Annotated in this window: 25 protein-coding genes; 17 read left to right on the top strand and 8 right to left on the bottom strand. The window is 54.4% G+C overall.

From position 1 onward, the window contains the following. Positions 1–8: 8 nt before the first annotated feature. Complete coding sequence (gene rplM / locus NQT62_RS00225) at positions 9–437, bottom strand: 50S ribosomal protein L13 (RefSeq protein ID WP_256762504.1); 429 nt, start codon at positions 435–437, stop codon at positions 9–11. 542 nt (positions 438–979) lie between these two features. On the opposite strand from rplM, the gene NQT62_RS00220 reads away from it, so the two are divergent. Then, on the top strand, positions 980–1402 hold the full coding sequence (locus tag NQT62_RS00220; RefSeq protein WP_256762503.1) for an OsmC family protein: 423 nt from the start codon (positions 980–982) through the stop codon (positions 1400–1402). Here NQT62_RS00220 and coq7 read toward each other — a convergent pair. Next, the gene (gene coq7, locus NQT62_RS00215; protein ID WP_256763499.1) at positions 1399–2022 is read right to left on the bottom strand and encodes a 2-polyprenyl-3-methyl-6-methoxy-1,4-benzoquinone monooxygenase; all 624 of its coding nucleotides are present in this window, start codon (positions 2020–2022) and stop codon (positions 1399–1401) included. The genes NQT62_RS00220 and coq7 overlap by 4 nt on opposite strands. A gap of 189 nt (positions 2023–2211) precedes the next feature. Between coq7 and miaB the strand changes: the two genes are divergently transcribed. The 14 genes from miaB (at position 2212) to NQT62_RS00140 (ending at position 15227) form a co-directional block, all read left to right on the top strand. Next, the gene (miaB, locus tag NQT62_RS00210; RefSeq protein ID WP_256762502.1) at positions 2212–3549 is read left to right on the top strand and encodes a tRNA (N6-isopentenyl adenosine(37)-C2)-methylthiotransferase MiaB; all 1338 of its coding nucleotides are present in this window, start codon (positions 2212–2214) and stop codon (positions 3547–3549) included. Positions 3550–3636: 87 nt separating this feature from the next. Further along, positions 3637–4569, top strand: coding sequence for a CorC family transporter (locus NQT62_RS00205; RefSeq protein WP_256762501.1), 933 nt, complete (start codon positions 3637–3639; stop codon positions 4567–4569). Continuing rightward, complete coding sequence (gene lnt, locus NQT62_RS00200; RefSeq protein WP_256762499.1) at positions 4569–6134, top strand: apolipoprotein N-acyltransferase; 1566 nt, start codon at positions 4569–4571, stop codon at positions 6132–6134. The genes NQT62_RS00205 and lnt overlap by 1 nt, the downstream gene beginning before the upstream one ends. A gap of 12 nt (positions 6135–6146) precedes the next feature. After that, a complete protein-coding gene (ribBA, locus tag NQT62_RS00195; protein ID WP_256762497.1) occupies positions 6147–7271 on the top strand; it encodes a bifunctional 3,4-dihydroxy-2-butanone-4-phosphate synthase/GTP cyclohydrolase II in 1125 nt (374 codons plus the stop codon). Next, on the top strand, positions 7268–7771 hold the full coding sequence (gene ribH / locus NQT62_RS00190; protein ID WP_256762494.1) for a 6,7-dimethyl-8-ribityllumazine synthase: 504 nt from the start codon (positions 7268–7270) through the stop codon (positions 7769–7771). Before ribBA ends, ribH begins: the two co-directional genes overlap by 4 nt. Continuing rightward, positions 7764–8222 (top strand): transcription antitermination factor NusB, encoded by a 459-nt coding sequence (gene nusB / locus NQT62_RS00185; protein WP_256762492.1) that lies wholly within the window; start codon positions 7764–7766, stop codon positions 8220–8222. Before ribH ends, nusB begins: the two co-directional genes overlap by 8 nt. A 17-nt stretch (positions 8223–8239) precedes the next feature. Beyond that, positions 8240–9322: a thiamine-phosphate kinase gene (gene thiL, locus NQT62_RS00180; RefSeq protein WP_256762490.1), complete on the top strand. Its 1083-nt coding sequence runs from the start codon at positions 8240–8242 to the stop codon at positions 9320–9322. A 40-nt stretch (positions 9323–9362) separates the two neighbouring features. After that, the gene (locus NQT62_RS00175; protein ID WP_256762488.1) at positions 9363–9881 is read left to right on the top strand and encodes a phosphatidylglycerophosphatase A family protein; all 519 of its coding nucleotides are present in this window, start codon (positions 9363–9365) and stop codon (positions 9879–9881) included. 30 nt (positions 9882–9911) lie between these two features. Continuing rightward, positions 9912–10397, top strand: coding sequence for a CinA family protein (locus NQT62_RS00170; protein WP_256762486.1), 486 nt, complete (start codon positions 9912–9914; stop codon positions 10395–10397). A gap of 61 nt (positions 10398–10458) precedes the next feature. Continuing rightward, positions 10459–11526: a recombinase RecA gene (gene recA, locus NQT62_RS00165; RefSeq protein ID WP_256762484.1), complete on the top strand. Its 1068-nt coding sequence runs from the start codon at positions 10459–10461 to the stop codon at positions 11524–11526. Continuing rightward, the gene (locus NQT62_RS00160; protein ID WP_256762482.1) at positions 11507–12115 is read left to right on the top strand and encodes a regulatory protein RecX; all 609 of its coding nucleotides are present in this window, start codon (positions 11507–11509) and stop codon (positions 12113–12115) included. Before recA ends, NQT62_RS00160 begins: the two co-directional genes overlap by 20 nt. A 266-nt stretch (positions 12116–12381) precedes the next feature. Further along, a complete protein-coding gene (gene sucC, locus NQT62_RS00155) occupies positions 12382–13548 on the top strand; it encodes an ADP-forming succinate--CoA ligase subunit beta (protein ID WP_256762480.1) in 1167 nt (388 codons plus the stop codon). Positions 13549–13640: 92 nt separating this feature from the next. Further along, positions 13641–14528 (top strand): succinate--CoA ligase subunit alpha, encoded by an 888-nt coding sequence (sucD, locus tag NQT62_RS00150; protein ID WP_256762478.1) that lies wholly within the window; start codon positions 13641–13643, stop codon positions 14526–14528. A 171-nt stretch (positions 14529–14699) separates the two neighbouring features. Next, positions 14700–15227, top strand: a complete 528-nt coding sequence (locus NQT62_RS00140; RefSeq protein ID WP_306173497.1) for a pilin — start codon at positions 14700–14702, stop codon at positions 15225–15227. Between the two features lie 18 nt (positions 15228–15245). Here the strand turns inward: NQT62_RS00140 and moaC are convergent, their stop codons facing one another. Then, complete coding sequence (moaC, locus tag NQT62_RS00135; RefSeq protein WP_256762476.1) at positions 15246–15719, bottom strand: cyclic pyranopterin monophosphate synthase MoaC; 474 nt, start codon at positions 15717–15719, stop codon at positions 15246–15248. Between the two features lie 127 nt (positions 15720–15846). Between moaC and NQT62_RS00130 the strand changes: the two genes are divergently transcribed. Then, on the top strand, positions 15847–17442 hold the full coding sequence (locus NQT62_RS00130) for a M48 family metallopeptidase (RefSeq protein ID WP_256762474.1): 1596 nt from the start codon (positions 15847–15849) through the stop codon (positions 17440–17442). A gap of 8 nt (positions 17443–17450) precedes the next feature. Here the strand turns inward: NQT62_RS00130 and NQT62_RS00125 are convergent, their stop codons facing one another. Genes NQT62_RS00125 through NQT62_RS00110 form a run of 4 tightly spaced genes read right to left on the bottom strand, consistent with a single transcriptional unit; the run spans position 17451 to position 22337 of the window. After that, on the bottom strand, positions 17451–18449 hold the full coding sequence (locus NQT62_RS00125; RefSeq protein ID WP_256762472.1) for a class 1 fructose-bisphosphatase: 999 nt from the start codon (positions 18447–18449) through the stop codon (positions 17451–17453). 45 nt (positions 18450–18494) lie between these two features. Further along, positions 18495–21212, bottom strand: a complete 2718-nt coding sequence (gene pepN, locus NQT62_RS00120) for an aminopeptidase N (RefSeq protein ID WP_256762470.1) — start codon at positions 21210–21212, stop codon at positions 18495–18497. Between the two features lie 38 nt (positions 21213–21250). Next, complete coding sequence (locus NQT62_RS00115; protein ID WP_256762459.1) at positions 21251–21844, bottom strand: UreE family protein; 594 nt, start codon at positions 21842–21844, stop codon at positions 21251–21253. Between the two features lie 7 nt (positions 21845–21851). Next, on the bottom strand, positions 21852–22337 hold the full coding sequence (locus NQT62_RS00110) for a YajQ family cyclic di-GMP-binding protein (RefSeq protein ID WP_256762456.1): 486 nt from the start codon (positions 22335–22337) through the stop codon (positions 21852–21854). Positions 22338–22390: 53 nt separating this feature from the next. On the opposite strand from NQT62_RS00110, the gene murB reads away from it, so the two are divergent. Next, complete coding sequence (gene murB / locus NQT62_RS00105; RefSeq protein WP_256762454.1) at positions 22391–23416, top strand: UDP-N-acetylmuramate dehydrogenase; 1026 nt, start codon at positions 22391–22393, stop codon at positions 23414–23416. A gap of 65 nt (positions 23417–23481) precedes the next feature. Here murB and NQT62_RS00100 read toward each other — a convergent pair whose 3' ends face one another. Beyond that, positions 23482–24714, bottom strand: a complete 1233-nt coding sequence (locus tag NQT62_RS00100) for an argininosuccinate synthase (protein ID WP_256762452.1) — start codon at positions 24712–24714, stop codon at positions 23482–23484. Between the last annotated feature and the right edge of the window lie 32 nt (positions 24715–24746).

Raw genomic sequence — 24746 nt, 5'->3', positions numbered from 1 at the left:
GCTTCACCTCAGATTTCAAGCGGCTTGGGTTGTTGGGCAGAGTGCGGATGCTCGGCTTCAGCGTAGATCTTGAGTTTCTTGATCATTGCGTAGCCAAGCGGACCCTTGGGCAGCATGCCCTTCACGGCTTTTTCCAGCGCACGGCCGGGAAAACGTTCCTGCATCTTGTCGAAGTTTGTTTCGTAGATGCCGCCGGGGAAACCGGAGTGGCGGAAGTACTTCTTGTTCAGGCCTTTGGTGCCTGTCACACGCAGTTTTCCGGCATTGACCACAATAATGAAGTCACCGGTGTCGATGTGGGGTGTGAATTCAGGTTTGTGTTTGCCACGCAGGCGACGCGCAACTTCACTGGCTACGCGGCCCAGCACCTTGTCGGTGCCGTCAATCACAAACCACTCTTGTTTAACCTCACCGGGTTTGGCTGAGTAGGTTTTCATGGTTGTTCCTTAAGGGTTGAATGTACTCGCTTTACCTGTTGCCTCTCTTGTTGTGACCTTGAAACCAAGACCGGTCGAAAGGCTCTCCCAACAGGTAACCCGCGATTTTAGCAAACTTTTGATTATTCGGTTAAAATTTTTGTGTTTTTGAGGTTTTCGGGTGTTCAGACGAAAAAAAAACCCAAGCACCGGAGTGCTTGGGTTTAAATCCACCAAAGGAGGAGGGTGGAGGAGACAATCTTGCGTCGGGTGACGAGGATCGGATCAACTTCGTCACATCTTCAACGTCGATGATTGAATTGTAGGCATAATTCTGTTGCGGTGCAAGAGATTTGGTGCGGTGGCCGATAAAAGCAACTAAATTGTTGGTTTTTAGGTCATTTAAAATTACTGATTAAAATCATGTATTTAAATTAATTTTTAATGACCAGAAGGTTATTTTTAACAAAACTTTACTCAAATAGAGTGAGATTTCAAGTTTTGTTTGGTTCTTTGTTGTGCATAGCACAATTGAAGTTTGTCTGTTTTTACAGGGTGATTTGATGGAAGCAGAAGTGAGTTGGTCTGGTTTGCCGGGCATGAGTTTCGTGGCCACCACAGGGAGTGGCCACATGTTTTGCATGGATGGTGCGGTCGATGGCGGCGGCAACAACCTCGCACCGCGTCCCATGGAAGTGGTTTTGTCGGGCACCGGCGCTTGTACGGCCTACGATGTGGTGCTGATTTTGCGCAAAAGTGGGCAAGATGTGCGCAACTGCCACGTCAAGCTGACGGCTGAGCGGGCGGACAAGGAGCCCAAGGTATTCACCAAAATCAACTTTCACTTCACGGTCACGGGTCGAGGCTTGAAACCCAATTTGGTGGACAGGGCCATCAAGCTGTCCCACGAGAAGTATTGTTCAGCCTCCGCCATGTTGGGCAAAACTGCGGAGCTGGTGTTTACCCACGACATCGTGGAAGACTAAATTTTCTGTGCCAGCGTGGTCATGACCTTCGACATGGCGGTCATGGCCATTTTGACCGGCAGGGGTAAATGTTCACCGCCATGGGCCAAGGCCGTCTGTCCATGATCAATTTCATCCTGTTTCATTTGCTCCAGAATGGCCCGTGAGGCCACATCGGCTGCCGGTAGTCGCTGAAGGTGGTTGTTCAGGTGTTTTTCCACCTGCCTTTCTGTTTCGGCCATGAACCCAAGGCTAACCTTGTCACCCAATTGACCGGCCACCAGGCCCAATGCAAAGGCGCCGCCGTACCACAGTGGGTTAAGCAGGCTGGGGCGACCACCAAGTTCGTTTAGCCGCTCCTGTGTCCAAGCCAAGTGGTCCGCTTCTTCCCGGGCGGCCTCCACAAAGAGTGCCTTTTTGGCCGGGTCTTGGCTGCACAATGCCTGGGCTTGATACAGTGCCTGTGCGCACACTTCCCCCACGTGGTTCACCCGCATCAAACCAATCACTTTGGATTTTTCCTGGTCGTTTAAGGTGTCCGAGTTGCCGTGCATATTTTTGGCCGGGTTGCGGCGTTGTGCAATCGGAGTGGCTGTTAGGGTTTTCAGCGCTTTGTCGGCTTCAGCCAACAGCGCGTCCAGGGATGGTAGGGTAAACGGTAGGGCCATGGCGCTGCTTCTAATCCCTTGATTTTTCGGGTGTGTCTTCATTTTACCAAAGAGTACGGGTAGAATCCGCTCCCAACGCGCAACGATTTACAACGTCCCCGTGTTTCCGCCCTTGCTGCCAAGCAGTGTTCGTCGGGCACGGTGGGCATTTGCAGGCACACCATGACCTCTCGAAAGAAACTGTTCATCAAAACTTTTGGCTGCCAAATGAACGAGTACGACTCGGACAAAATGGCAGACCTGCTTGGCCACTCCGATGGTCTGGACCGCACCGACAACCCCGAAGAAGCCGATGTGATTCTCTTCAACACCTGTTCGGTTCGTGAGAAGGCGCAAGAAAAGGTGTTCAGTGACCTGGGGCGGGTCAAACACCTGAAAAAGTCCAATCCAGACTTGATCATCGGGGTTGGAGGCTGTGTGGCCAGCCAGGAAGGTGAAGCCATTGTGAAGCGTGCCCCCTATGTGGATGTGGTGTTTGGCCCACAAACCTTGCACCGCTTGCCACAACTGATCGAGAAAAAGCGCATCACCCAGCGCCCCCAGGTGGACATCTCTTTTCCTGAAATCGAAAAGTTCGATAGCCTGCCCATGGCGAAAAACACCGGCGCGACCGCGTTTGTGTCCATCATGGAAGGGTGCAGCAAGTACTGCAGTTTCTGCGTGGTGCCTTACACCCGTGGTGAGGAAATTTCTCGCCCATTCAATGATGTGCTCACTGAAGTGGCCGACCTGGCCGACCAAGGCGTGAAGGAAATCAATCTGCTGGGCCAAAATGTCAATGCATACCGGGGCGCAATGGCGGATGGTGAAATTGCTGACTTCGCCTTATTGCTGGAGTATGTCCATGAGGTTCCAGGTGTCGAGCGCATTCGCTTCACCACCTCGCACCCCAAAGAGTTTACCCAGCGCCTGATTGACTGTTATGCGCGTCTTCCCAAGCTGGTCAGTCATCTGCATTTGCCGGTTCAAGCCGGTTCTGATCGGATTTTGGCGGCCATGAAGCGGGGTTACACCGCGCTGGAATACAAATCCATCATTCGCAAATTGAGAGAAATTCGCCCCAATTTGTCGATGTCATCTGACTTTATCGTGGGTTTTCCTGGCGAAACTGACGCTGATTTCGAAAAAACCATGGATTTGATCCAGGCTGTTGGCTTCGACACATCCTTTTCCTTTGTTTATAGTCCTCGGCCTGGTACACCAGCGGCCGATTTGGTGGATGAGGTTGATCAAGCCGCCAAATTGGCGCGATTATCCCGACTGCAGAAACACATCGAAGCGCATGCAGCGCACATCAGTCAAACCATGTTGGGCTCCGTGCAAACCATTTTGGTGGAGGGGCCGTCCAAGAAAAATCCAGCGGAACTGTCTGGGCGAACTGAATGCAATCGGGTGGTCAATTTTGCGGCCCATCCAAGGCTGGTAGGGCAAATGGTCCAGGTGCGTATTGTGGAGGCCTTTCCGCACTCTCTCCGTGGCGAATTGACCGGGGTGGTGTAGCGCTTCCCCGGAGGTTCTGTCAAAACACCGTCAACTTTTTTGCGGTATCCTTGAGGCCTCGCATTGTGTAAAGGGTAACTCGCCCGTATGTCCGACCCCAGTCCGTCGCAGCCCCAGCTGCCTGGTTTTAACCGGCGTGAGCGGGGGCTGCTAGAGCGTTTGTCTTGGCTGCTGTTGCGCGAGCCGGAAGACCGAGAGCAATTGCTCGAGGTGCTCCAACAGGCACACGAGCGAAACCTGCTGGATGCTGATGCGCTGTCCATGATTGAAGGTGTCATGCAGGTCGGTGAGTTGGCCGCCCGCGACATCATGATTCCCCGCGCTCAAATGGACCTCATCAACATTGAGGATTCTCTCGAAGACATCCTGAGCTTTGCGGTGGACAAGTCCCATTCCCGTTTTCCGGTCTACGAGGGCCAGCGTGACAATGTCATTGGTGTGCTGTTGGCCAAGGACCTGCTGCAGTGTCAGTTGCAAGCGGGTGTCGATCTTCGGGACATGTTAAGACCTGCCGTGTTTATCCCCGAAAGCAAGCGTTTGAATGTGTTATTGCGTGATTTTCGTCAAAACCGCAACCACATTGCGCTGGTGGTGGATGAGTTTGGCGGCGTGGCCGGCCTGGTAACCATCGAGGATGTTTTGGAACAGATTGTCGGTGATATCGAAGACGAATATGACTTCGATGAAGAGGCCGACAATATCGTTAGCCTGGAAGGCGCCGATACGGGTGTTTATCGCGTTAAGGCCGTGACCGAAATCGAGCAATTCAATGCGGCATTCGGTACCCAATTTGAGACCGACCAAGCCGACACAGTGGGCGGGTTGTTATCCAGTCATTTGGCCCGAGTGCCTCGCAAAGGCGAGGTGGTGGTGATGAACAACGTCCGGTTCGAGGTGTTGCGAGCCGATGCCCGGCAAGTCCAATTGCTCAAGGTTCAAGTCTGTGCATCACTCGACGCATCCTCAATCTCGGGCAGTCCGAATCGTGAGTCCATGTCGCCCAACGCTGCCAACTCATAATGTTTTATCTCTTGACCGGCTTGGCGCTGGGTGCCCCCTGGGCATTGTCATTTGCACCATTTGAAGTCTGGTGGCTTGGCATTTTACTGCTGGTGGCCCTTCAGGAGCTGGCACTGCAAGCGCGCAATGCTCGCCAGGCCGCAGGGGCTGGTTTTGGCTTTGGTTGGGCAGCCTTTTCCGTGGGCGTTCACTGGCTGTACACCAGCTTGCATCACTACGGCGGTTTGCCCAACTGGCTTGCCGTCTTAGCCGTTGTATTCTTTGCGGCTTATTTGGCATTGTTTCCGGCCATGGCCTGCGGGGTGTTCCAGTGGTGGCATCGGAGAGTGATCGGCTTGAGGCCCTCCCCGGTTTTGTCGGCAGCAGCGTGGTCAGCCGCGTGGACGTTCTTCGAATGGCTCCGGGGAACATTGTTCACCGGCTTTGCGTGGCTGAACCTGGGTGACGCGTTGGTGGATTCTCCGGTTGCGAATCTGTTGCCTTGGCTGGGCAACTACGGCAGCTTATTTTTGGTGTTGTGGCTGGTGCTTGCAGGATTCAACACCGTTCGCAGTTGGTTCTCGGGTCAGCCCTTCGCGTACAAACCCGCACTGCAGGTCTTGGGTATCTGTAGTTTGCTGATAGCAGGCCTGACTGTGGCTGTGCCGGTCGAGTCTGCCGGTGTGTTGAAGGTAGCCGGTGTTCAAACCAATGTGGATCAAAGCATCAAGTTCGATCCAGACCGAATCATCGGCAACATGCAGCAGGCTTTCAAGTTGGGGGATGTGGCGCGTGAGAAGTTGACGAACGGAGGCGCGCTACTGTTTCCGGAAACCGTCAATCCCTTGGTATGGACGGATACGCCTGATGTTTGGCAGCAGCGATTCAGAGATTTTGGCGTTCCAGGAAAAATTGATGTGGTGATGGGCTCTGCCATCCAAGAAGGCCGGGATTATTACAACTCGATTGTGGTTTTCAACGGTGCAGAGCGCGACCGGGATTTAATCATTCCTCAGCGGCGGCATGACAAACGCCATTTGGTTCCATTTGGAGAGTTCATACCCACCGGATTTGGTTGGTTTGTTGCCATGCTCAACATGCCCATGGGCGAGTTCAGTCGTGGACGCGGTGCGCTAGAGCCATTGACCATTGCGGGTCAATCTGTCGCAGGCACTGTGTGTTATGAAGATATTTTCAGCGGCGAGTTTGCCAGCCTTTTGCGCGATGCCAATCGCGAACCAACGGTGCTGCTGAATTTGAGCAATTTGGCCTGGTTCGGACAGTCTTGGGCGTTGGATCAGCACGCCCAAATGGGTCGGACGCGTTCAGCAGAGCATCGCAAGCCTGGCTTGCGGGTCACCAACACGGGCCTGTCCGGTATTGTGGATGACCATGGCCGTTGGGTTTTGAAAGTGGCTCCCGGCCAGGCCATGGTGTGGGATGGAGAATTGCAGGGGCGCACGGGTAAAACCTTGTTTTCCCGTCTAGGGGCTTTCCTCTGGTTTGGCATATGGGGCGCAGTGCTTGCACTGATGGTGCTTCGAGACCGGCGTTCCAAGGCTTACAATAGCGGAATTCCAATTTGAAAGTGTCTTGCCATGTCGATTAGTCCAGTACGCGAGATTGTTGAAGAAATGCGCAATGGCCGCATGGTGATCCTCGTTGATGAGGAAGACCGTGAAAACGAAGGTGACCTGGTTCTGGCCGCAGACTTCGTGACACCTGAGGCGATTAATTTCATGGCCAAGTTTGGTCGTGGACTGATTTGCCTCACATTGACAGAGGACAAGTGTCGCCAACTGGGCCTTCGACCCATGGTGCAGTCCAACGGGTCGTCGCACGGGACCAACTTCACCGTGTCGATTGAGGCGGCTGAAGGGGTGTCTACGGGTATTTCTGCAGCGGACCGAGCACACACCATTCGTGTGGCGGTGAACCGGAATGCAAAGCCGGAGGAGCTGGTCCAGCCGGGCCATATATTCCCGTTGTCAGCGGTCAATGGTGGCGTGTTGATGCGTGCTGGGCACACAGAGGCCGGTTGCGACCTGGCTGCCATGGCAGGCCTAACACCTGCATCGGTTATTTGCGAAATCATGAAAGACGACGGGACCATGGCCCGGTTGCCCGACCTGATTGAGTTTGCCAAAGAGCATGGCTTGAAAATTGGGACCATTGCGGACTTGATTCAGTACCGCAGTGCGAATGAGTCATTGATTGAGCGCCTGCACGAGCGCACACTCAACACGGTGGAGGGCGAATTTCGCTGTGTGTCTTATCGTGACAAGCCCACCGGCAGCGCCCACTTTGCACTCGTGTACGGAAGCGTCGATCCAAACCGTGAATTGCTGGTTCGCGTGCATGAGCCAACCTCCATGATTGATTTTCTGGAGGCGCGCTATTCCGAGCATTCCTTCTCCATTCCAGCTGCCATGAAGCGGGTGGTAGAAGAAGGCGCAGGCGTGATTGTGCTGTTGAATTGCAATGTGTCCTCCGACCGTTTGCTCGGTCAGTTTGCGTCGTTGGACGACATTGAGCATCGGGGTGCGACAAGCCGCAAGGGGGCTGGATCCAGCCCAGACCTGCGCACCTATGGCGTGGGCGCGCAAATTTTGAAAGACCTGGGCGTTAACAAGATGAAACTTCTGTCGCGTCCCCGCAAAATGCCCAGCATGACCGGCTTTGATCTGGAAGTGTCTGGGTATATCCATGGAGAAAGCAAATGAGCAACAACCCGGGAAGTGTGCCCGCGAATCTGAATGGCGACGGCATCCGCGTGGGCGTTGTTCAGGCTCGTTTTAATCAGGAAATCACCGATGGCTTGTGGCGCGCCTGTTGCAGCGAGCTGCTTCGACTCGGTGTGCTCAATGAGGACATCCTTCACGTGACCGTACCGGGCGCCATGGAACTGCCCATCACGTTGCAACGTCTGGCGCAGTCTGGTGAATTTGATGTGCTGGTTGCCTTGGGCTGTGTGATCAAAGGCGACACCTATCACTTTGAGATTGTCTGCGGTGAAAGTGCGCGGGGTATTTCAACTGTGGCCATGGACAATGATGTGCCCATCGTAAACATGGTGCTCACCACCTACACCGAAGACCAGGCCATCGAACGAATTGAGGACAAGGGGCTCGATGCCGCTCGTTGCGCGGTTGAAATGGGCAATCTCATGATGACGCTGGATGACAATTTGCCGGGTCTCAGTGGAGAAGAAGCGGATGAGTGATGATGATCAAAAGCGGCGCGGCCATACCCGGAATGCGCGCCGACGCTCCCGCGAATTGGCTCTGCAAGGTTTGTATCAGTGGTTTCTGAATCCCAGCGATGTGGGTGAAATTGACGCGCATATTCAGGATGCACCAGGATTCGACAAAGCAGACCGGGCTCACTATCAATCCCTGTTGCATGGATCCGTCCGCAATTTAGAGGATCTCATAGCGCAAATCCAGCCCTTTGTGGATCGACCATGGGCCGAACTCAGTCCTGTAGAGAAGGCTGTGCTTGTGTTGGGCACTCATGAAATGAATACCCACCTGGATATTCCTTATCGGGTGGTGATTAATGAAGCGGTGGAGTTGACCAAAACCTTTGGTGGCACCGACGCATTCAAATTCATCAACGGTGTGTTAGACAAAGTTGCCGGGCAGGCGCGCCAGGCTGAAATTCGCGCACAATAACCGCTGGAGTGCGTTGCTTGGCCAGTCTGGAATTCGACCTGATTGACCGGTATTTCAAGGAACCGTTCGGGCCCTTGTTGGCGTCTCACGCGACCCGGGTCCCCCTCGGCATTGGTGACGATTGCGCCATGCTAAATCCAGACCCAGGGCACACGCTGTTTGTTTCAACGGACACCCTGGTGTCTGGAGTGCATTTCTATCCCGACGTTGCACCGCAGGACCTGGGCTGGAAGGCTTTGGCTGTCAATTTATCTGATTTGGCCGCCAGTGGTGCAGAGCCGTTGGGTTTTACATTGGCCTTGAGTTTGCCAGCGCTGGATCCGGCCTGGCTACACCATTTTTCTGATGGTTTGTTGCGGATTGCGCAAACTCACCGCTGCCCCCTGGTGGGCGGTGACACCACCAAAACCAACCTACCTGGTGGCTTGAGCATCACGGTCACTGTGTTTGGGCAAGCACCGGCTCTTCACAGTGGGTTTCCCCGGTCGTCGGCGGTTGAAGGTCACCGTTTATGGGCGCAGGGGCTGCCAGGGTTGGCCCGCATTGGTTTGTTGTTGGAGGCGGACCAACGCGGTTTATACGACACGGTCGCGATGCAGCCGGATTCGGCCGTGTGGACGGCTTTGAAGGCGGGCATGCCGCAAGCGGTCAGGCTGCGTGCCTGCCAGCAACTGAATTGCCCGCAACCCCAGATCCAATTGGGACTCCAATTGCGTAACCTGGCTGCTGCATGCCTGGATACATCGGATGGATTGAGCGGCGATGTGGCACACATCGCACAGGCCAGCCAGGTGGCAGTACTCATCAAGGAGTCTGCCTTGCTGGATGCCTGGCACCGTGCATTTCCCGAATGGATCGGTCAATTGAATCTGAACGAACGGCAATGGCTGCTGGACTGTGCGTTGACGGGCGGTGACGACTATGGTTTGTGTTTCACAGCCGCCCCGACGGCTGACGTGGCGTTACGGCAATTGTCGGGTCCACATGCCCTGTTTGAATTGGGTATGGTCACGGCGGGGCAGGGGGTTTGGTTGCAGTCTCAAGGAGATGCGTCATTGAATCCTGTACCATTGGTCAAACGGTCATACACCCATTTTTGATGGTCATTTACGCCCGCAACACGGCATACACACACCTTCGATGAGCGCCAAACCCCGCGGAATAGTCCGGCCTGACTGGAAATTTGCTCTGTCCAACCCAGCACACCTGTTGGCGCTGGGTTTTGGTAGTGGGCTGGCCTGGGTCGTCCCGGGCACGTTTGGAACGCTGTTTGGGTGGTTGACCTATGTATGGATGGCACCGCATCTGCCCAGTGCCTCACATTGGCTGGTCGTGTTGGCGCTGGCTTTTGCTGTGGGATGTGTGTGCTGTCACCTCACGGGCCGTGCACTCGGGGTGGCTGATCATGGCAGTATTGTGTGGGATGAGGTGGTGGCGATTTGGCTCGTGTTGTGGGTTGCCGCCCCAGTGTACTCAACACCCCTGCAGCAACTAGGCTGCGTGGTGGTTTTTCGGTTTTTCGACATGGTCAAACCTCAACCCATCCGGTGGTTTGATCAACGGTGGAAAAACGGCTTCGGTGTGATGTGGGACGATATCGTTGCGGCGCTGATCAGTCTGTTTTTTTTATCGCTGGTTGCACGCTGGATGTTTCGATGAATTTGAAGGCACTTCACTGGTTTGTATGCCATGAATACTGAACTTGAAGCGATTGCCCAGCGTTTTCGAGAGGCTCGCGCCAAACTGGGGGTGGTGGAATCTTGCACTGGCGGTGGTTTGGGCCATGCCATCACCAGCCTCGCCGGATCCAGTGATTTTTTTGAAGGCGGTCTCATCACCTACTCCAATACGGTCAAAATGAAATCGGTGTATGTCCGGGAGTCGACGCTGGAAGCCCATGGTGCCGTGAGTGAGGAGTGCGTCAAAGAAATGGCCAATGGCGGCTTGGTCGCACTCGGCGTGGATTGCTGTTTGTCGATTTCCGGAATTGCCGGACCTGGTGGAGCCTCGCCCGAAAAACCAGTGGGCACCGTTTGGTTCGGGCTGGCTGTGCGTCACAAATCCATTGAAGCCTTTCACCGGGTGTTCGAAGGAGATCGCGCTGCTGTGCGGGCTCAGGCGGTACAAACCGGGTTAGAAATTCTCGCCAAGGTATCACTCAAAAAGACTGTATAGATAAACAGTAAATACTGTGCAATAATTCACGCATTAACAACCGATTCGTTGAAGGCAAACCATGGAAGACTTGCGGACCAAGAACCAATCAGCAGACAAAGTGAAAGCACTGGCCGCTGCGCTGAGCCAAATTGAGAAACAGTTTGGCAAAGGCAGCATTATGCGCTTTGGTGAAAACGAGGTTGAACACGACATTCAGTCGGTTTCCACAGGTTCTCTGGGTTTGGATATTGCCTTGGGCATTGGCGGTTTGCCGCGTGGCCGTGTGGTTGAAATTTATGGTCCGGAATCCTCTGGAAAAACCACCCTGACACTGCAAGTGATTGCAGAGATGCAAAAACTGGGCGGCACCTGTGCATTTATTGACGCCGAACACGCCCTGGATGTGCAATACGCCCAAAAATTGGGCGTGAATTTGGCGGATCTTCTGATTTCCCAACCCGATACTGGTGAGCAAGCCCTTGAAATTGTGGATGCACTGGTCCGTTCTGGTTCGGTGGACCTGGTGATCATTGACTCGGTGGCTGCACTGACCCCCAAGGCGGAAATCGAGGGCGACATGGGCGATTCACTGCCAGGATTGCAGGCCCGTTTGATGAGCCAGGCGTTGCGTAAACTGACAGCCAACATCAAGCGAACCAATTGTCTGGTGATTTTCATTAACCAGATCCGCATGAAAATTGGCGTCATGTTTGGTAGTCCTGAAACCACCACCGGCGGCAATGCGCTGAAATTTTATGCATCTGTCCGCTTGGATATTCGTCGCACTGGCTCCATCAAGAAAGCCGATGAGGTCATTGGCAATGAAACACGCGTCAAAGTCGTCAAAAACAAGGTTAGTCCGCCATTCCGCGAGGCCGAATTCGACATTTTGTACGGTCAGGGAACCTCTCGTGAAGGTGAAATCGTCGATTTGGGTGTATTGCATGGGTTTGTCGACAAATCGGGTGCCTGGTATGCCTACAACGGTGAAAAAATTGGCCAGGGCAAAGACAATGCCCGGGAATTCCTGAAAGCCAATCCAGCCATGGCGATGGAAATTGAGAATAAAATCCGCGAAAAATTGGGTGTGCGAGCCATGGGGGCCACAGACCTGAAGACCGCAGGCAATGAAGTCACGGAAGACTGAATCAGCGCCGGAGTTGGCCGATGGCGGTTTTGAGCAGATCAAACCGCCATCACGACCCTTGCCATCGGCCAAATCCAAAGCGGTGGCATTCCTGTCCCGCCGCGAACATTCCCGCAAAGAATTGCGAGACAAGCTTCTTCGGCGTGGATATTCCATCGAAGAGGTGGATGACGCCATAGAATGGGCAGCCGCCCGGCAGTTTCAGTCTGATCAGCGGTTTGGACAGTCACTCATTCGCCGGCGTGCATCCAGTTTGGGTAACAGAGCCATTGAGGCTGAACTGGCCCAGCATGGTCTTTCCTTTCAGGTCACCACCTGCACAGCAGCAGAGAATGAATCGCAGAATACACCTGGGCTTGACCCAGAGCCACTGGAGGCGGAAGACAGCAGGGCACTGGAATGGCTGCGAAAGCGTTATTCCGCTGACTTGCTCAGTGTCCTGTCTACGCCCGATTCCCCCGAACTACGGGAAAACCTCATGAGGCTGAAGGCCAAAGCCCTGCGCGGTTTGGGAACACGCGGGTTTGAATTTGGCAACATTCACAAAGCTTGGAAAAGACTGCTCTCAGAGATTCAAGCCGATGCGTGATATAGTCTTGGCTGGCTTATGTGTTTCAATAGAAGTGATAGTCTAGTTGTCTAACGAAGCGTTATTCGACGACACAAGAAGCAAAGAATGATGGGAAATCAATCTCCACGCACGCCTGCCGTGCAGCATCCTTGCCCCTGCGGTTTTTTGGGGTCTTCGCTTGCGCTGTCACGCGATCAAAACACTCTCCATGGTTTGAAATTGCTCCGTCAGGTTGCGTTGTGCATCCCGGCTGAGGCGCGTTAACTTTCCAGCAAGGAATCCACATGAAAATTCACGAGTATCAAGGCAAGGAAATTCTGAAGAAATATGGTGTTGCGGTGCCTACCGGTTACCCATGCTTTTCTGTGGACGAGGCGGTGAGTGCGGCCGAAAAGCTGGGTGGCCCGGTATGGGTGGTGAAAGCACAAATTCACGCCGGTGGTCGTGGCAAGGGCGGCGGTGTAAAAGTGGCCAAGAGCATGGCCGATGTGAAAACCTTCGCCAGCCAGATCCTGGGCATGCAACTGATTACCCACCAAACCAGTCCGGAAGGCCAAAAGGTTAGCCGACTGTTGGTGGAAGAGGGCGCAGACATCAAGAAAGAATACTACGTGGGCATGGTGGTTGATCGTGTAACCCAGCGGGTGTGTGTGATGGCCTCCAGCGAGGGCGGCATGGAAATTGAAGAGGTGGCAGAGCACACGCCCGAATTGATTCACAAGGTGTTTGTAGACCCAGTGGCGGGTTTGACCGATGCGGAGGCTGACAGCCTGGCCACCAAAATTGGCATTCCTGCAGGTTCCGTCGCCAAAGCGCGCGTGGCCTTCCAGGGTTTGTACAAGGCATTTTGGGACACCGATGCCAGTTTGGCAGAGATCAACCCGTTGATTCTGACCGGCAGCGGCGACATCATTGCGTTGGACGCCAAAATGAATTTTGATTCCAACGCCTTGTTCCGCCACCCGGACATTGTGGCCATGCGCGATTTGGCCGAAGAAGACCCGGCCGAGATCGAGGCCAGCAAGTTTGATCTGTCCTACATCTCTCTGGATGGGAATATCGGTTGCTTGGTCAATGGAGCAGGCCTGGCGATGGCCACCATGGACACGATCAAGCTCTTCGGTGGCGAGCCTGCCAACTTCCTGGACGTGGGCGGTGGCGCAACCACTGAGAAAGTCACTGAAGCGTTCAAGATCATGTTGAAAAATCCGAATCTCAAGGCGATTTTGGTCAATATTTTCGGCGGTATTATGCGCTGCGACGTGATTGCCGATGGTGTGGTGGCAGCCTCCAAGGCGGTGGGCCTGAAGGTGCCGCTGGTGGTTCGCATGAAAGGGACCAACGAGGATTTGGGCAAAAAGATTCTTGCCGAATCTGGTCTGCCGATTATTTCGGCCAACACCATGGGCGAGGCAGCCCAGAAAGTGGTGGCTGCGACCAAGGCTGCTTGAGTTTCGGGATTAAGTCGGTTGAATCAACCGAACTGCATGATTTGATGCTCGGTAAACCATAACGGGCCGGGCCACTGTAAAGGATTCAGACAATGTCTATTTTGATCAACAAAGATACCAAGGTCGTCACTCAGGGTATTACTGGAAAAACCGGGCAGTTTCACACCCGCATGTGTCGCGAATATGCCAACGGCAAAAATTGCTTTGTGGCCGGTGTGAACCCGAAAAAAGCGGGTGAAGACTTTGAAGGCGTGCCGATTTTCGGCACTGTGGCTGATGCCAAAAAACAGACTGGCGCCAATGCATCGGTGATTTATGTTCCACCTCCCTTTGCCGCAGCAGCCATTTGGGAAGCGGTCGAGGCCGATTTGGATTTGGTGATTTGCATTACCGAAGGCATTCCTGTCCGCGACATGATGGAAGTGCGTGAACGCATGCGTAAAGAGGGTCGCAAGACCATTCTGGTTGGTCCAAACTGCCCTGGCGTCATCACCCCCGATGAAATCAAAATTGGGATCATGCCCGGTCATATTCACAAGAAGGGTCGGATTGGCGTTGTATCCCGCTCCGGCACGCTGACGTACGAAGCGGTGGGTCAATTGTCTGAGCTGGGTCTTGGTCAGTCCAGCGCTGTGGGTATTGGTGGAGACCCCGTCAACGGCTTGAAGCACATCGAAGTCATGAAGATGTTCAATGATGACCCCGACACCGACGCTGTGGTAATGATTGGCGAAATCGGTGGCAGCGACGAAGAAGAGGCCGCACTTTGGGTGAAAGACCACATGACAAAGCCTGTGGTCGGCTTTATCGCGGGTGTAACAGCTCCTCCCGGGAAGCGCATGGGCCATGCCGGTGCCATCATTTCCGGCGGTAAAGGCACCGCGCAGGAAAAACTGGCTGTGATGGAGTCCTGTGGTATTACCGTGACCAAAGACCCGTCTGAAATGGGTCGTTTGCTGAAAAAAGCAATCGGCTTGTGATGTAAGTCCAAGCTGCGGTTACAGTACTCCAGAGAGTTATATATCGCCTTGTCAAACCCCACCTGTTAATCCCAACAGGTGGGGTTTTGTTTTTCACGCAAATGGGGGTAATAACCACCGGCCCCCCTGGCCAACAATGAACGCTCATTGACCACTCCCCCTGAGGACAACATGAGCGCTATCCGAAAATTTTCCCGTCGTGGCCTGAATAAACGGTCTGGCGGTTTCACGTTGATTGAATTGATGATTGCCATCGCCATTGTGGGTGTGCTGGCGGCCATTGCTGTGCCCGCTTTTGCCAACTACCTAGCCCGCGGTCGAATTTCTGAAGCGATCAACTATGCCCAGGGTTGTAAAACGGGTTTTCTGGAATATTACGCCACCAACGGCGCCTTTCCGACAACCAATAGTCAAGCCAACTGTCCGTCCATTACCACGCCAAACGTTCAGGGTGTAACGGTCGGCAACCGCGGCATTGTTGTTCAACTGTCGACGGGCAATACCATTCCGGCAGCAGTTCGTGGCCAATACATTTATATTCAACCATTGAACAACGCCAACCCACCAGCCCTTGCCTCCAACGGTCAAACAATTGTGTCATGGGCATGTTCGTTAGGAGCCAGCGGTACTGGCAACGCGGCCGCTACCGCTCAGGCCCTGGATTTTGTTCCGGCCATTTGCCGAAATCAACCTAAGTAGTGTTGTCGGATCCGTCGTTTAGACTGACGTGAAATCACTTTTCCCGCCTCGCTTTTCAACGAGGCGGGTTTCAACCATCACCATGCCTTTGTCAATTGCTTTCAGCATGTCGTAAATGGTCAGCAACCCGACTTGTACACCGGTCAAGGCTTCCATCTCCACACCGGTTTTGCCCACGGTTTGGGCTGTGCAGTAGCAGGTAACCTCGCACTGGGTGTCATCCAGTTCAAATTCAACCGCCAGACGAGTCAGAGGTAGTGGATGGCACAACGGGATTAAATCCGATGTGCGTTTTGCGCCCTGAATGGCCGCAATTCTTGCCACGCCCAGAACATCGCCCTTTTTACTGGTTCCCGCTTTCAGCGCAGCGTAGGCCTCGGCACCCAGTCGAATTCGGCCAGTGGCCACCGCTTTGCGTTCGGTGTCCGTTTTTGCACCGACGTCCACCATGTGTGCGTTGCCGTGCTGGTCAAAGTGTGTAAGGCCGTTCATGTGTTGCTTCCCGAGATGACTGTTTACAGATCTTTACCGCAATTTTAGCGCCCCCCTTGACAACGTGCGTTGAACTTGCAGGGCATCGCGCTATCATACCCAGAGGTTCATCCCCTGATTGTTGCCAATGGCCATTCGTATCTGCAAATCTCTGATCAGTCTGTTGTGCTTGGCTGGCGCACTGTCCGCCTGGCCTGGGCCAGCCGCACATGCGGATGCGTTGAGCAATTTGCCCAGCCTGGGCGATGCAGGTGGTGCAGAGTTGTCCGTGCAGGACGAGCGTCGCTTGGGGGCGCTTATCATGCGGGACTACAAGGCCTACGGCGCTGTCAATTCTGATCCGGAAATCACGGGGTACCTCACCAAACTGGGTGCAAAAATTGCGCAAGCAGCCGGTGAATCACCCGCGAATTTTGAATTTTTCCTGGTGACGGACAAAGCCATCAACGCTTTTGCCATGCCAGGCGGCTACATCGGTGTGCACACCGGGTTGATTGCAGCCGCGCGCAACGAGTCAGAATTGGCCTCGGTGTTGGCACACGAAGTAGGGCACGTCACGCAACGCCACATTGCACGCCGTTTTGGTCAGCAAAAACAGACAACCATGGTGTCGGCTGCTGCGATGATTGCCGCCATCCTGGTGGCATCCAGCAATCCACAAGCGGCCACCGGCATTATGGCCGCTGGTGCTGGGTACGGAATTGATCAGCAGCTGGCCTTTTCGCGCGATGCTGAACGTGAGGCGGATCGGGTTGGTTTTCAGACATTGCAGTCCGCTGGTTTCAACACGCAAGGAATGGTTGATTTTTTTGGCCGCCTTCAAACAGCCTCGCGGCTGTACGAGAACAATGCGCCCGCCTACCTTCGCACCCACCCGCTGACCACTGAGCGAATTGCCGATATCCGGAACCGGGTGGGTATTGATGCTGGCAAAGGCGTCAGGCCGCCGGCGCCGCTGGATTTCGAGTTGTTGCGAATGAAGGCGTTGGTATATGGTGACAAAAGCAACCAGCAATGGAGCGATCGACTGAAGGCCCTGAGTTCGCCAAACGAGCAGGATGGATTCACCAACCCGATTGCTTTGGAGTACGGCAAATCGCTGGTGTATGCCAATTTACTGAAAAAGAGGGAGGCCCAGGAGGCTGCAGATCGTTCGCTGGAATTGTTTCGCCAGTCAATGGCGGGCAAACCGGTCATCGCGCCGCTGATGTTGCAAAGCCAGGTGATTGAAACCCGTCTGGATGCTGCTTACCCATCGTCGCAACAAGCGTTGAATGTGGGTTCTCCAAAGTTAGTGGCGGACCTGAATAACGATGGAAAGGTTGTGCTGGCTTTGCTTGAACGCCTTAAAAATGATTATCGAAATGAACTGTCTGCCAAGGTGTTGTATGCCGATGGCCTGCAGCGCCTGGGTCTGTTCCAGCAGTCAGACACCTACCTGCGTGATTTGACCCAAATTTACCGGTCCAATCCACAACTGTTCGAGTTGCTGTCCCAAAGTGCGCTGGCTTTGGGCAAACGGGCGGACCATCACCTATATTTGGCACAATCCTACAGCTTGAGAGGCGCCTATTTGCCCGCCATTGAGCAAACGCAAATTGCTAAGCAGTATGCGCAGGACAACTACTACCTGCTGGCTGAAATAGACGCCAAACAACGGGAATACAAGCGCAAGGCCGATGAGGAGCGTGAGTACCTCAAGGCCAGCGGAAACGGGCCTTGAGTGTTCATTTACAGGTGGTAATCGGCCACCCGTTGTACTTCATGGGCTGAGCCCAGCATCACCGCGCAACGCTGGTGCAGTTCTGTGGGTTGAATGTCCAGTATGCGCTGGGCGGCATCAAATGATTTTCCGCCAGCCTGTTCAACCAGGAAACTCATGGGATTGGCTTCGTACATCAATCGCAGTTTGCCGGGCTTATTGGGGTCGCGCAAATCTTTGGGGTACATGAAAATTCCGCCACGAGTCAACACGCGATGGACATCGGCCACCATGGACGCGATCCAGCGCATGTTGAAATCCTTACCGCGTTCGCCGGTTTTTCCTGCCAGCAGTTCCGCGATGTATTTCTGCACTGGTGGGTACCAGTGGCGCTGGTTGGACATGTTGATGGCAAATTCTTTGGTGTCTGCGGGAATGTCCATCGCTGGGGTGGTCAGCACATATTCACCGGCCTCGCGATCCAACGTAAATGCGGCCACACCGTTGCCGAAGGTCAACACCAACGACGTTTGGGGTCCATACACCACGTAACCGGCCGCCACTTGTGCGGTGCCGGGTTGCAGAAAGCTGTGGTTGTTGATGTCACCAGTGCGTGGGTTGGGCAGCACCGAGAAAATGGTCCCAATGGACACATTCACGTCGATGTTGCTGGACCCATCCAGCGGGTCAAACAGCACCAAATACGGTTTGTCCGCATGACCAGGGACGGGTGAGCAATCGTCCAGTTCCTCAGAGGCCATACCAGCCACCACCCCACTGGCCGCCAAGGCCACCAAAATCATGTCGTTGGCGATGATGTCGAGGTTTTTCTGGGTTTCGCCCTGCACGTTTTCGGTCCCGGCTGTGCCCAGCACACCACTCAATGCACCTTTGTGGACCGCCGCCGAGATATGTTGCGAAACACCTGATAGCGCATGAATCAGGGTGCTCAATTCTGGCGTAATTCGGCCGTGCCCCGCAGCGCCTTCCGCGGCTTTCAGGTACTGGCTTAAAGTGATCATGCTCATGGTTGTCCTGATTGAAAATTTGCAAATATTGTACCGAAGGGCCGCTCAGTGCGGTGCCGCTGCCAGGGCTTTGCCGATGACTTCCCGCACATCGGGCGACAACTGGCTGGTGCCATGAATACGTTCCAGTGCCTGGCGAGCATGGACCTGCAAGGGCGTGACCAGTTTGGTCCAGCGGTCCAGCGCGCGGGCCATTCTGGCTGCGACCTGGGGGTTGATGCCATTGAGTTCAATGACCAGATCGGCCCACAACGCATAACCTTGACCACTGTGCTGGTGAAACACGCTGGGATTTTGCATGGCAAATGCCCCCAACAGTGAGCGCGCCCGGTTGGGGTTCTTCAAGGTAAACGCCGGGTGTTTCAACAGGGTTTTGACTTGTGCCAAGGTATCCACGTCCGTGTTGCTGGCAGGCACTGTGGCCTGCAGCATGAACCATTTGTCGATGGCCAGGGCTTCGTGCCCAAACAATTGATAGTAGTGCGCCAATTCCGGGGTGTTGGCGGGGCCGTTGTACACCAGGGCACTGAGGGCCGCTACGCGGTCCGTCATGTTGTTGCATTCGGCATATTGTTGTTGGGCCAATGCAAGGTCTTCAGGTTCAGCACCCGCCACGAGATAGCTCAAGCACAGATTTTTCAGTGCGCGTTCGCCAGCGGCCACCGTGGTGTAGGCATAGGCCTCACCAGGTTTGTACCGTGCTTTGTAAAGCGCCATCAATTCGCCCTGGAACTGGGCACTTATGCGATCGCGAAGGGCACAGCGGGCCATGTGCAAGGCGACCGGGTCCACCAAGCCTTCCTGCTGTTCAAACAAGGCTCCTTCACCCGGCAGCTGCAAGGCAATGGCCAAATAGCCATCCGATAGGCGATGGTCGTTGAGCAGGTTGCCAAATACCTCGAGTGCAGCCTGAACCGCTTCGCCGTGGGTATCGCCTTGACGCTTCAGCACTTCTTGAACTGCTTTGGCATACACCTGCTGACCTGCGTCCCAGCGGTTGAACGGGTCATTGTCATGCGCCGCAAGAAAGATGAGGTCTGCTGAGCTGTGGCTGGTGCGCAAATTCACTGGTGCAGAAAACCCACGTAGCAAGGACGGAACCACGGGGGTTCTCAGGCCTGTAAAGACAAAGCGCTGCTCAGTCTGCGTGAGGTTGAGAACATCACCCCGCAGTGCGGTGGCATCACCTTTGAGCAACAATGCCTGGTCGCAGCCTTGCTGATCGACAAAACCCAGCCGGATTGGAATATGAAACGCGGGTTTGCTGGCTTGTCCCGGTGTAGGCGCACACCGCTGTTTCAATATCAGAGTCAACTCACCCAGGCTCACATCGTGAGCCCAGCTCGCATGAACCTCGGGTGTACCCGCCTGCGAATACCAGTGCCGAAACTGTTGCAAGTTCAAACCAGGATTGCTTTCCTGCAAGGCGGTTTCCATGGCTGACACAAATTGCTCGCAGGTGGCGGCTTGGCCGTCATGGCGCTCAAAATAAATTTGCATGCCGCGTTGAAACAAGGCCTCGCCCAGCAGCGTGTGCTGCATGCGAATGACCTCTGCGCCTTTTTCATACACAGTCACCGTGTAGAAATTGTTGATTTCCTGATAGCTGTCGGGGCGGATAGGGTGGGCCATGGGGCCAGCATCTTCCGGAAATTGTGCCGCACGCAAAACCTTCACATCATCAATGCGTTTTACAGCCCGTGCGGATGCAGCTTGTTCCGGGCTCAAACCGTGGGCCAGCATGTCGGCTGAAAATTCTTGATCCCGAAATACCGTCAGCCCTTCCTTCAGGGAAAGCTGGAACCAATCCTGGCAGGTCACGCGGTTGCCGGTCCAGTTGTGAAAGTATTCATGCCCCACCACACTTTCCACATTCTCAAAATCCACATCGGTGGCCAACTGCGGGTTGGCGAACACAAACTTGGTGTTGAAAATGTTCAAGCCTTTGTTTTCCATGGCCCCCATGTTGAAGTCAGCTGTGGCCACAATCATGAAGCGGTCCAGGTCCAGGTCCAGGCCAAAGCGTTGACGGTCCCACTCGATGGAGCGTTTCAGGCTTTGCATGGCAAAGTCTGTTTTGTCCAGGTTACCGGGTTCCACCCACACCTGCAGAAGGGCTGTTTGACCATTGCCCTTGGTGATCGTTTCTTCCTGACAGACAAAATTACCACCCACCAGCGCGAAGAGGTAAGCGGGTTTTGGGAAGGGGTCTTCCCAACGGCTCAGGTGCAATCCATCGTCCAGGTCACGGGCTTCCAGCAGGTTACCGTTGCTCAGTGTCACCGGGTGGGAGGCTTTGTTGGCGATTAGCGTGACGGTGAATTTGCTCAGTACATCGGGTCGATCCGGGAAATAGGTGATGCGGCGAAACCCCTGCGCCTCACATTGAGTAAAAAAATTGCCGTTGGATACATACAGCCCTTCCAGACGGGTGTTTTGGTCGGGTTGGTTGTACACCGTCAATTCCAGCACACCGTGTCGTCCTGCATGGGGAATGGTCAAGCTGGTATCGGTTTGCAGGTACTCCGTATTCGACAGCTGGCGACCATTCAGAGTCACGGACTCCAGTTCGAGTGCTTCGCCATCGAGTTCCAGTGCGGCGAGGTCGTTGACTTGCGCATCCCACGCTTCAAACTGCAAGCGGCTTTTGACCTTGGTTCGCGATGGGTTCAGCTCAAACACCAGATCTGTTTTTACAATCCGGTGATTGGGTGTTTTGTAATCCTTGCGGTAAAAGGTCACGGTCGCTGGCGCGTCTTTCATGGCGTGGGGTCCTGCTGGGTGATGACAATGGCTGGATGTCAGTGGTCGTGTTTGTGGTCATGGCCACAATGGCTGTGGTCGTGCCCGTCGTGCGCATGCTCATGGCCGTGTTCATGGCCATGGTCGTGGTCGCAGCAATCGTGGTGTTTAATCTCAGGCACGCTCAATTCCAGCATGGGGGCTTCAATCTGTTGGAATTGCAGACCGAAGTGTTCCAGCATGTGCATGCATTCATGGCTGGCCACGACGCGCGCGCCAAGCTCGGTCAATTGCAAAGGCCACATTTCAAGGCCTGCAATGTGGATAAAAGCCTCGTAACCGTTTTGTCCGCGTGCCACCTCAAACAAGGCTTCGGGTGCAGCCTGCACCACCGCCCACTCATTGGTGTTCGACACCAGTCTGTCCCCGGGTTCGACCGGTTCATCAATGTGACAAACGATACTGCCGCCATCGGTGGTGGGGCAATCGTGCGGCAATTCCTGTCGTTGATCAAAGGTCAAGGCGAGGGTTTTGGCGTTGCGCAGCAATACGGCAGCCACCTTGTGGCTGGCTTTGACCACCTTGTTGTACACCACCGAATGGTCGTGGTTGCAGTGGCTGTGATCGTGATCGTGATCGTGTGAATGGCTCATGGTGAGTTTAATCCCTGAAGTTTTCAAAGCCCAACGGCGTGTCGGTGACTTGTTTTTTGAGCAAGGCAATTGCAGCCTGGAGATCATCGCGTTTTGCGCCAGTCACGCGCACGGTGTCGCCCTGAATGCTGGCCTGTACTTTCATTTTGCTGTCCTTGATTTCCTTGACCACTTGCTTGGCGAGGTCTTTGTCAAGGCCGTTTTTAACCAACACGGTTTGTTTGAGTTTGTCGCCGGAAATTTTTTCCTTTTTGTCAAACGTCAAAAACCGCACATCCACATTTCGTTTTGCGAATTTGTTTCGAATCACCTCGGACACTTGTTCCAATTTAAAGTCATCGTCCGCGTACACGTACAGCGTGTCATCGTTCAGCTCAACCCGGGAATCGGATCCCTTGAAGTCAAAGCGATTCGTGATTTCTTTGTTCACCTGGTCAACGGCATTTCGCAGTTCAATCAAGTCTGGTTTGCAGACCACATCAAAAGACGGCATAGTTCATTCCTTCAAGCACAATGGATTCAATTGTAATCCCTAGAACACCCACCATGTCAGCACACGGCGACGCCTATCCAGTGGATTTGAAGCCCCTGCACACCTTTGGTCTGCAGGCCTGGGCAAAGGCGCTTCACACCATTTCAACGACATCCGATTTGGTCCGGTATGCCGACAGTCTTCAGCAGGGGCGGGCTGCGCTGTTGCTGGGTGAGGGCAGCAACACCGTGTTTGTTCGCGAGGTCAATGATCTCACCGTCTGGAAAATGGCGCTGACCGGCAAGCAATACCTGGGTTGCGACGGTGTCCATCATCATCTTCGGGTCATGGCTGGGGAAAACTGGCACAACCTGGTGGAGTGGACCATACAGCAGGGTTGGGGTGGGCTGGAAAACCTGGCCTTGATTCCGGGCTCGGTGGGCGCTGGTCCTGTTCAAAACATTGGTGCCTATGGTGTTGAACTCAAAGACCGCGTTCGGACTGTTCAGGTGTATGAACTGCAGACGCGAACCTTTCAAACCCTGGATCTGACAGCCTGTGAATTTGCCTATCGGGAAAGTGTGTTCAAGCAATCGGGCAAAGGGCGCTGGGTGATTACGGCGGTGGATTTTGCATTGCCTGTTCAATGGGTGCCGATACTTCACTATGGCGACCTATCCCGCCGTGTGGCTGATCTGGGCGTGGTCAGCCCCTTGAATGTCCTCAAAGCCGTGAGTGACATTCGGACTGAAAAATTGCCAGACCCGGTCGTCCTCGGCAATAGCGGGAGTTTTTTCAAAAATCCTCTGGTGGCTGTTGAGCAGTTTGAGTCACTCAAGCTGGCGCATCCCCAACTGGTTCATTTTCCGGCTGAAGGTGGTTTGGTTAAGTTGGCGGCTGGCTGGTTGATTGAGCAGTGTGGTTTGAAGGGGGCCATTGAGCAATCGGTGGGGGTCTATGAGCGGCAGGCGCTGATTCTGGTGAATCATGGGGCAGGGCAGGGCGCCCATTTGCTAAGCTTGATTGAGCGCATCCAGCAAGCAGTTCAAGCCCGCTTTGGTGTTCATCTGGATGCCGAACCCAATCTGATCGCTGACTGATTTGAATAAAAAAACCGGCCGCTAGGGCCGGTTTTTTGCGTTGTGCAGCAGTTTCGGTGTTGGCGTTACTGCCCGCGTTTGTTGCGTGCATTGGCAGCAATCCGCATCCGCAAGGCATTCAGTTTGATAAACCCACCAGCATCGGCTTGGTTGTACGCGCCGCCATCTTCGTCAAACGTCGCAATGGTTTGGTCAAACAACGAATCGGTCTTGGAGTCGCGGGCCACCACAATCACATTACCCTTGTACAGCTTCAGGCGCACCCAGCCGTTCACGCACTGCTGCGTGTGGTCGATCAAGGTCTGCAGGGCGACACGTTCCGGGCTCCACCAGTAACCGTTGTAAATCAGGCTTGCGTAGCGGGGCATCAGGTCGTCTTTGAGGTGGGCCACTTCACGGTCCAGCGTGATGGATTCGATGGCGCGGTGTGCCTTCAGAATGATCGTTCCGCCGGGGGTTTCATAACAGCCGCGGCTCTTCATGCCGACGTAGCGGTTTTCCACCAGGTCCAGGCGACCGATGCCATGCTTGCCGCCCAGGCGGTTCAGCTCGGTCAGGACTTCGGCTGCGCTTAGGCGTTTGCCATTCAGGGCAACAATATCGCCCTGTTCAAATTCAACATCCAGATACTCGGCCTGGTCCGGGGCCGCCTCAGGGCTGACCGTCCAGCGCCACATGCTTTCTTCGGCCTCGGCGCTGGGGTTCTCCAGGTGCCGGCCTTCAAAACTGATGTGCAGCAGGTTGGCGTCCATGGAATAGGGCGCACCACCGTTGCGGTGTTTCATGTCGATATCGATACCGGCATCTTCCGCGTATTTCAGCAGTTTCTCCCGGGACAACAGATCCCATTCACGCCACGGGGCAATGATCTTCACCCCAGGCATGAGGGCATAAGCACCCAGTTCGAAGCGCACTTGGTCATTGCCCTTGCCGGTTGCACCATGGGAAATGGCGTCAGCGCCGGTTTCGCGGGCGATTTCAATCAATCGCTTGGCAATCAGTGGGCGTGCAATCGAGGTACCCAGCAGATATTCACCTTCATACACAGTATTGGCCCGGAACATCGGAAACACGAAGTCGCGAACGAACTCTTCTCGAACGTCATCAATGTAGATGTTCTCGGGTTTGATGCCGAATTTCAGCGCCTTCTGGCGCGCGGGTTCAAGTTCTTCTCCCTGGCCGAGGTCGGCTGTAAAGGTCACTACTTCGCATTGGTAATTGTCTTGCAGCCACTTCAAAATCACCGAGGTGTCCAGTCCGCCGGAGTAGGCCAGCACCACTTTCTTCACGTCACTCATGGTCGTTCACAGTCAAAATTGAAATCAGGTTG

It is taken from the genome of Limnobacter humi (assembly GCF_024518835.1).
Classification (GTDB): domain Bacteria; phylum Pseudomonadota; class Gammaproteobacteria; order Burkholderiales; family Burkholderiaceae_B; genus Limnobacter; species Limnobacter humi.
Note: the sequence above shows the minus strand (reverse complement) of the source record. Positions and strands in the feature narration are given on the sequence as shown.